The sequence below is a fragment of the Dissulfurispira sp. genome, assembly GCF_036745535.1.
Lineage (GTDB): Bacteria > Nitrospirota > Thermodesulfovibrionia > Thermodesulfovibrionales > Dissulfurispiraceae > Dissulfurispira.
Window position 1 is genome coordinate 24,184 of the sequence record NZ_DAIOFX010000016.1, and the last position, 7,118, is coordinate 31,301.

Below are 7,118 nucleotides of genomic sequence, written 5' to 3' on the forward strand. Positions count from 1 at the left end.
ACATGAACTCGAAAAGGCAGAGATCGAGGTAAACAATGCAAAGGGACAACTGGTCGAATCAAACCTCAGACTGGTCATAAGCATTGCCAAGAGGTACATCGGAAAAGGGCTAAGCCTTGGGGACCTGATACAGGAGGGAAACATAGGCCTTATGCGCGCTGTGGACAAATTCGAATACAGGCGTGGATATAAGTTCAGCACCTATGCCACATGGTGGATAAGGCAGGCGATAAGCAGGGCCATAGCAGACCAGTCAAGGACAATAAGGATACCTGTCCATATGATAGAAAACATAAACAAGATAAACAGAGTTACAAAGGAACTGGTACAGGAACTGGGGGTCGAGCCCAGCCCGGAAGAGATAGCAAACCGGTCGAAGATACCCCTCGATAAGGTCAAGAACATATTGAAGATATCAAAGGAGCCAATATCCATCGAAACCCCTATCGGCGAGGAATCGGACACCATGCTCAAGGATTTCATAGAGGACAAGGGGAACCTATCTCCGCTGGATGCAGTTATCCACGAGGACTTAAAGGCCCATATCGACAAGGTTCTGTGCACCCTGTCACCAAAGGAAGAGATGGTTATAAGAAAGAGATTCGGAATAGGAGAGGACAGCCCCCATACCCTCGAAGAGGTGGGACAGGAGTTCGATGTCACGAGAGAACGCATAAGGCAGATAGAGGTAAAGGCTATCAGAAAACTGAAACATCCTGCCAGAAGCAAGTGGCTCAGGGATTTTCTCGGCAAGTCTTGACTTAAAAGCAGCTCAAAAGTTAAAGTTATAATCTCTGATTCAGGCAGGGCCCTTAGCTCAGTTGGTTAGAGCTACCGGCTCATAACCGGTTGGTCCCAGGTTCGAGTCCTGGAGGGCCCATTCTTAAACTTGAGGAGAATTGTGAACGAACAACTTAGACTTTTAATAGACCTGCAAAAACTCGATTCCATTATGCTCTCCACCCGCCTCACAATGGATGCAATACCAGCCAGAATCTCGTCTCATGAGAGATCTTTGAAAAACGCCGAGGCAGCATACGAAACCGCAAAGCAGCAGCTTGCCTCCCTCGAGAAAAAAAAGAAGGATAAGGAACGGGACATCGAAGACATCAAAGAAAAAATACAGAAACTGAAACAGAGGACTTCGGAGATTAAGACCAATAAAGAATATCAGGCGCAGTTGAAAGAAATAGAAAAGACGGAAAAAGGACTGAAGTCCGCAGAAGACGAGATGCTGTCCATTATGGACTCCCTCGAAGGAGCTTCAAAGGTTATAGAGATAGAAAAGGGCCGCGTAACCGAAGAAAAAGCAAAAATTGAATCAATGAAAAAAGAACTCGAAAAAGAGGTCCTCAGATGCGGGGAAGAGTTAAAGCGGTTAAAAGAGGACAGGAAAAAGTTAATCGACAAAATAGACGCCGGTATCTACAACGAATATATGACCATTATGAAAGCACGCCGCGGCCTTGCTGTAGTTGAGGCAAAGGACGAGGCATGTCAGGGGTGTAACATGCATATCCCTCCTCAGATGTTTGTAGAGATAAAGACAAGCGATGAGATCATTCACTGCCCTCAGTGCAGAAGGATACTTTATTATCTGAAACCGGAACAGCATCAAGAAGTCAGCAGCCAAAAGACAGCAATCAGATAGCCCTTTACAATTTATTTACATATAAATAAATTTTATGGTATAGTAGGTTGCTATGGGAATGGAAGACCACAAATTAAAAGTCTTTTGCACAGTCGCAGAAACAAAGAGCTTCTCAAAGACCTCCGAGATTATCCATCTGACACAGCCTGCCGTAAGCCTGCAGATTCAGGCCCTTGAAGAGATATACGAAACAAAGCTGTTCGACAGGTCTAGCAGCTTTATTAACCTGACTCCTGCCGGAGAGATCCTTTATAAATACGCAAAGGATATCCTCAACCTTTATGCCGAGGCAGAAAAGGAGGTAGGGAAAATAACAGGGCTGATAAAGGGCAGCATAACAATAGGCGCAAGCACTACCATAGGCAACTACGTACTGCCGACTGTGATAGCAGATTTTAAAAAGACCCATCCGAAAATCAAGATAAATGTCTTTATAGGGAATACAAAAAGGATTGTGGATCTTTTAAACTCAGGCGGCGTTGACATCGGACTCGTGGAGGGAGAGACCTCAAAACACAAGATGAAGACAGAGCCAATAATCACAGACGAGCTTACATTTATCGCACCTCCATTCCATCCATGGGCAAAGAAAAAAGTGGTCTCCATTTTAGAGGTCACAAAAGAGCCATTCATCTTAAGGGAGGAAGGCTCCGGCACGAGGCAGATGATAGAGAAATACCTCTCATCGCATGGAATAAACACAGGCGATATGCGCATAGCACTGGTACTGGGCAGCACAGAGTCCATAAAAGAGGCTGTTGAAAGCGGCATGGGCATATCCATTGTCTCAAAATGGGCAGCCCGGAAAGAGGTCAAGTACGGAAGCCTCAAGCTTATCACACCGAAGGAAGAAAAGATAATCAGGAACTTCTCCCTCATCATGCAGAAGAGTGCGGTTTTATCCCATGCAGTGGACGAGTTCCTCGCCTATCTGAAGTCATATCCATACGACAGTCTGTTGTCAGAAGGCAAAGTGTAATAGAAAATCCTGTTTGATTCTTCCATAGACCTCAATATAGACTCTTCCATATTCCCGTTTTCAATCATATCAAAAAGCATATTGAACCTCTCTATGTGCGCCCTTACCCTGTGCTCTGCATACTCCTGCGCCCTGCCCTTCTGCATTAAAAATGGCCAGTCGCTTGCATGTGCAAGGAGCATCTCCCTCATTGCCTGATTTATTGCCCTCTGAATCGGTGAATGGGTGAATCGGTGAATCTCTGTTTCAACAATATCATCTTCTCTGCCATTTTATGCAGATGTCTGTAGAGACAGTGATTCCTCTCTCCTATCCACATGGAGTTGTATCCTTCATCTCCCCAGCTTGAGGATGAAATGTGTATGGACTGCACGGTTTCGGAATTAACACATTCATTAAAATATCTTTCTGGAGTAACAATATCAAAGGACCTCTTGCCTTCAGATATGCTCCTGAGCACAATATTCAACCACTCAATCCCCTCAAACCACCAGTGTCCAAAGAGCTCTGCATCAAATGTCGAGAATATTACAGGACAGAAATCGAATTCCGAAAGGCGTCTAATATCCGATTCCCTGCTTTCAACAAAGTGCTTTGCATGCTCCGACACTCTCTCTATGGCCTTCACCCTGTTGTAGGGCATCTTGTATTCCGTATTGCCGGTAATACTGTGATATTTTATCCCTGTAAATGTCCTTATACCCAGATGCGTAAATTGCTCTATATAACTCACGGGCAGATCAAAGCCGATGTCACGGTAAAAATCCCTGTAAGAAAAATCTCCTGGATACCCTTTCGATGCACACCATACCTGCTGTGCGGATTTAAAATCCCTGCTAAAGACCATAAGGCCTGCAGGGGACATGACAGGCTTGTAGATGCTGTATGCCGGCCTCGGCCTTCCGTGAATGACGCCATGGGACTCGACAAAGAAGTATCGTATGCCTGCATCCTTCAAAAGCGAGTCAAGGCCTTTAAAATATCCGCACTCAGGAAGCCAGAAACCCGAAGGCTGCCTGCCAAAGTTGTGGACATAACTTTTAACGCCGATCTCTATCTGGGCTTTAACTGCATCTGGATAATGTTCAAACGCAGGCAAAAATGCATGGGTTGCAGCAGATGCAACAATCTCGATATGTCCTTCGTCCTGAAGTTTCCTGAATGCAGAAACAATATCCTGCTTATACCTTTCACAATACAATCGTTTTGTTCGTTTAAACTCATTGTTATAAAGAAATGCCATAGGCTCAAAGACCGATTTCTTCGTCCTCATCTTCTCTGCTTCTGAAAGCTCTATGAGATTGTCCATATATCTGACAAACCTCTTCCTGAGCAGTTCATCATTCAGCATCTCTATGAGGGGCGGACTTATGGATAATGTAAGGTGAGGGCTTATTCCATCATTGACCATTCCTTCAAGGACATCGAGCAACGGAATATATGTTTCCCTTAATGCCTCAAAGAGCCAGTTTTCTTCAAGGGAATATTCGTATTCCGGATGTCTTACATATGGAAGGTGGGCATGGAGGAGAAGTATGAGATGACCATTCACTTTACTATAATTCTGCCGGAGCCCTTTATAACCCTGCCGATAACAGAGAAGAATATGCCTGATTCCTCAAAGACCTTAATGTTTTCTTCCTTCAGGGTTATCAAGAGACCTCCGGATGTCTGGGGGTCTGAAAGTAAAAGCCTGTCTTCCTCGGCAATATTAGAAGAGAATTCAACCTTTCCATCGAGGAACCTGAGATTGTTGTATGCGCCCTCCGGAACCATGCCTGCATTAATCATTTCACGCACATGTTCTAATACAGGGACGCTGTCAATTTCAATCTCGAAATTAATGACTGCATCCTTGACCATATTATGGGCATGCCCCAACAGGCCGAATCCTGTTATATCGGTGCATGCAGTAGCATCTGCCTTTAGAGCCAGCTCCGATGCCTTATCATTCAATGAGAGCATCCAGCCAACAGCAGTTTTCATATCATCATCGGTTAATTTCCCGCCCTTAAGTGAAGTGGTAAGGATGCCTATGCCTATGGGTTTTGTAATGACAATGACGTCCCCTTCCTCTGCGCCGGAGACCTTCAGTATTTTATTTTTATCAATAATGCCTGTTACAGACAGGCCGAATTTCAGTTCTGCATCCTCAAAACTGTGCCCCCCGATAAGAATCGCACCCGCCCTCTTCAGAGAATGCACAGCACCCCTTAAAATCTCCTTAAAGACAACAGGCTCATAATCACACGAAGAAAAGCCTGCAATGGCAAGGGCAGAAACAGGCCTGCCTCCCATTGCATACACATCGCTCAATGAGTTGTTGGCGCTTATGGCGCCGAAGGTAAAGGGGTCGTTCACCACAGGCGTGATAACATCCACTGTCTCGACTATTGCAGTGCCGTCAATCAGATAAATTCCTGCATCGTCACCAGGTCCAACAAGGACGGATGCACTTTCGCAGGGCTGAATATCGCCGATTATCTCCTCAAGGTCCGACGGACCCATCTTTGCTGCTCAACCCGCAGCCCTGACCTTTTCTGTAAGTTTGTAGTTCATGAGCTATTATACTTCAAGCCCAACTGTCTGGTAAAGCAATGGACTGGCAAAAAAACAATCGATTTATTTCTCAATTTATTGATGTTAAAATAAAAAATATGGAAGAAAAAAGCCAAAGATCCTCATAGTCGATGACGACCCTGCAGACCTGAAATTTCTGACCACGCTGATAGCTTATTACGGATACGATTTCGAAACCGCCACGAACGGGTTGGAAGCCATTGAGAGGACCAAAGAAACAAACCCGGATGTCATACTAATGGATGTCTTAATGCCGGGAATGAACGGGATCGAGGCATGCAAGAGGCTGAAGGAAGACCCGGAGACGCAGCATATTCCTATCATAGTGCTTACTGCCTTCGGGGATAAAGAGATGAAGATCGAATGCCTGAATGCAGGCGCAAACGACTTCCTCTCAAAACCTGTGGACAATACAGAGCTTATAGCAAGGATCAAAAACTTCTTGCAGCTTAAATATCTTGAAGACGTTAAGATAAGAAATGAAATCCTGACAGAAACAATTAAAGCCATTGAGAATGCCAAGAGAGAGTGGGAACAAACCATGGACTGCATCAATGATATAGTCATAATCACAGACGCAAAAGACAATATCATCCGATGCAACAAGATGATAACCACCCTGACAGGCAAACCTTATTCGGAATTATTAAACTGCAAATGGCAGAATTTTGTGAGAGAAAGCAGCTTTACTTATAAAATAAGCAATTCAGGCGATATAGAGATGTATCACCCGAGCGGCAGATGGTTTAATTACAATATATACTACACAAAAAAATTACAAATGACACTATCGTGCCTGTAGCAATAATAACGCTTCAGGATATAACAGACCGCAAATATGTAGAGAACATACTTCAGGAAAATGAAGAGAAATTCAGAAGTCTTGCATCATCAGCCCATAATGCGATTATCATGATAGATAATGAGGGGACTGTTTCTTTCTGGAATGATGCAGCAAAAAACATATTTGGTTACTCAAATGAGGAGATTATAGGAAAAGACTGCCATTTACTGCTCGCTCCTGAATACTATCATGAAGCCTTTATAAAAGGCTTTCCCAAATTCAAGACAACAGGAGCTGCTGTTGGAAATATACTTGAATTAACGGCAGTAAGAAAAGACGGTACTGAATTTCCGGTCGAACTGTCTGTTTCAGCTATAAAGTTGAAAAACAAATGGAACGCTATAGGAATACTCAGAGATATAACGAGACGCAAGCGTATAGAGGAAGAACTTGAAAAAACAGAAAAATAATCGAGGCCAAACATAAGGAACTCGAAACAGCATATGCCGAACTCAAGGCAGCCCAATCGCAGATAATACAGTCAGAAAAGATGGCCTCTATCGGCCAGCTCGCAGCAGGTGTTGCCCATAAGATCAACAACCCCATTGGGTTTATAATGAGCAACCTCGGCTCACTACAAAGGTATGCAGAAAAGCTCTCTGAATTCGTAAAAGTTCAGACAGAGGCAATCGGTGAGTTAGGAGTTAAGAGTCCGGAGTTTGTAGAGATACAGAAAAAGGTGGATGAATTAAAAAAATCACTGAAGGTCGATTACATAAGAGATGACATAAACAATCTCATCAAGGAGTCCCTCGATGGAGCAGAGAGGGTCAAGAAGATAGTACAGGACTTAAAGAGCTTTTCGAGGGTAGATGAGGCTGAATGGAAGATGGCTGATATCAATGCAGGAATTGAAAGCACAATAAACATCGTATGGAACGAGCTGAACTACAAGGCAACTGTGAAAAAGGAATATGGAGATATCCCTCTGACAAAATGCAACCCGGGACAGATGAATCAGGTGTTCATGAACATACTGGTCAATGCAGCCCATGCAATAGAAAAGCAGGGGGAGATTACTGTAAAGACATGGTATGACAATGGATATATTTATATTTCTATTT

The 7,118-nt window shown here is 43.8% G+C and carries 7 protein-coding genes, 1 tRNA gene and 2 pseudogenes; 7 read left to right on the top strand and 3 right to left on the bottom strand.

Annotated features, from left to right (window positions below; genetic code table 11):
• Nucleotides 1-37: 37 nt before the first annotated feature.
• From rpoD to V7L97_RS04870, 4 genes and pseudogenes are all read left to right on the top strand, one after another.
• Nucleotides 38-760: pseudogene (gene rpoD, locus V7L97_RS12935) on the top strand (RNA polymerase sigma factor RpoD); the annotation flags it as partial.
• A gap of 46 nt (nucleotides 761-806) precedes the next feature.
• A tRNA-Ile gene (locus V7L97_RS04860) sits at nucleotides 807-880 on the top strand.
• Nucleotides 881-901: 21 nt separating this feature from the next.
• Nucleotides 902-1,651: a zinc ribbon domain-containing protein gene (locus V7L97_RS04865; RefSeq protein WP_333653819.1), complete on the top strand. Its 750-nt coding sequence runs from the start codon at nucleotides 902-904 to the stop codon at nucleotides 1,649-1,651.
• A 52-nt stretch (nucleotides 1,652-1,703) separates the two neighbouring features.
• Nucleotides 1,704-2,630: a selenium metabolism-associated LysR family transcriptional regulator gene (locus V7L97_RS04870; RefSeq protein ID WP_333653820.1), complete on the top strand. Its 927-nt coding sequence runs from the start codon at nucleotides 1,704-1,706 to the stop codon at nucleotides 2,628-2,630.
• On the opposite strand, the gene V7L97_RS04875 is transcribed toward V7L97_RS04870, so the two are convergent.
• Genes V7L97_RS04875 through selD form a run of 3 tightly spaced genes read right to left on the bottom strand, consistent with a single transcriptional unit; the run spans nucleotide 2,579 to nucleotide 5,138 of the window.
• Nucleotides 2,579-2,821 (bottom strand): DUF1957 domain-containing protein, encoded by a 243-nt coding sequence (locus tag V7L97_RS04875; RefSeq protein WP_333653821.1) that lies wholly within the window; start codon nucleotides 2,819-2,821, stop codon nucleotides 2,579-2,581. The genes V7L97_RS04870 and V7L97_RS04875 overlap by 52 nt on opposite strands.
• 8 nt (nucleotides 2,822-2,829) lie before the next feature.
• Nucleotides 2,830-4,182, bottom strand: coding sequence for a glycoside hydrolase family 57 protein (locus V7L97_RS04880; RefSeq protein ID WP_333653822.1), 1,353 nt, complete (start codon nucleotides 4,180-4,182; stop codon nucleotides 2,830-2,832).
• Entirely contained in the window at nucleotides 4,179-5,138 is a 960-nt protein-coding gene (selD, locus tag V7L97_RS04885; RefSeq protein WP_333653824.1) for a selenide, water dikinase SelD, read from the bottom strand. The genes V7L97_RS04880 and selD overlap by 4 nt, the downstream gene beginning before the upstream one ends.
• A gap of 175 nt (nucleotides 5,139-5,313) precedes the next feature.
• On the opposite strand from selD, the gene V7L97_RS04890 reads away from it, so the two are divergent.
• From V7L97_RS04890 to V7L97_RS04900, 3 genes and pseudogenes are all read left to right on the top strand, one after another.
• Nucleotides 5,314-6,012 carry a response regulator gene (locus V7L97_RS04890; protein ID WP_333653830.1) on the top strand — a complete coding sequence of 233 codons (699 nt, stop codon included), beginning with the start codon at nucleotides 5,314-5,316 and terminating at the stop codon, nucleotides 6,010-6,012.
• Complete coding sequence (locus tag V7L97_RS04895) at nucleotides 6,003-6,464, top strand: PAS domain S-box protein (RefSeq protein ID WP_333653826.1); 462 nt, start codon at nucleotides 6,003-6,005, stop codon at nucleotides 6,462-6,464. The genes V7L97_RS04890 and V7L97_RS04895 overlap by 10 nt, the downstream gene beginning before the upstream one ends.
• An 80-nt stretch (nucleotides 6,465-6,544) precedes the next feature.
• Nucleotides 6,545-7,118 (top strand): annotated as a pseudogene (locus V7L97_RS04900) (PAS domain S-box protein); the annotation flags it as partial.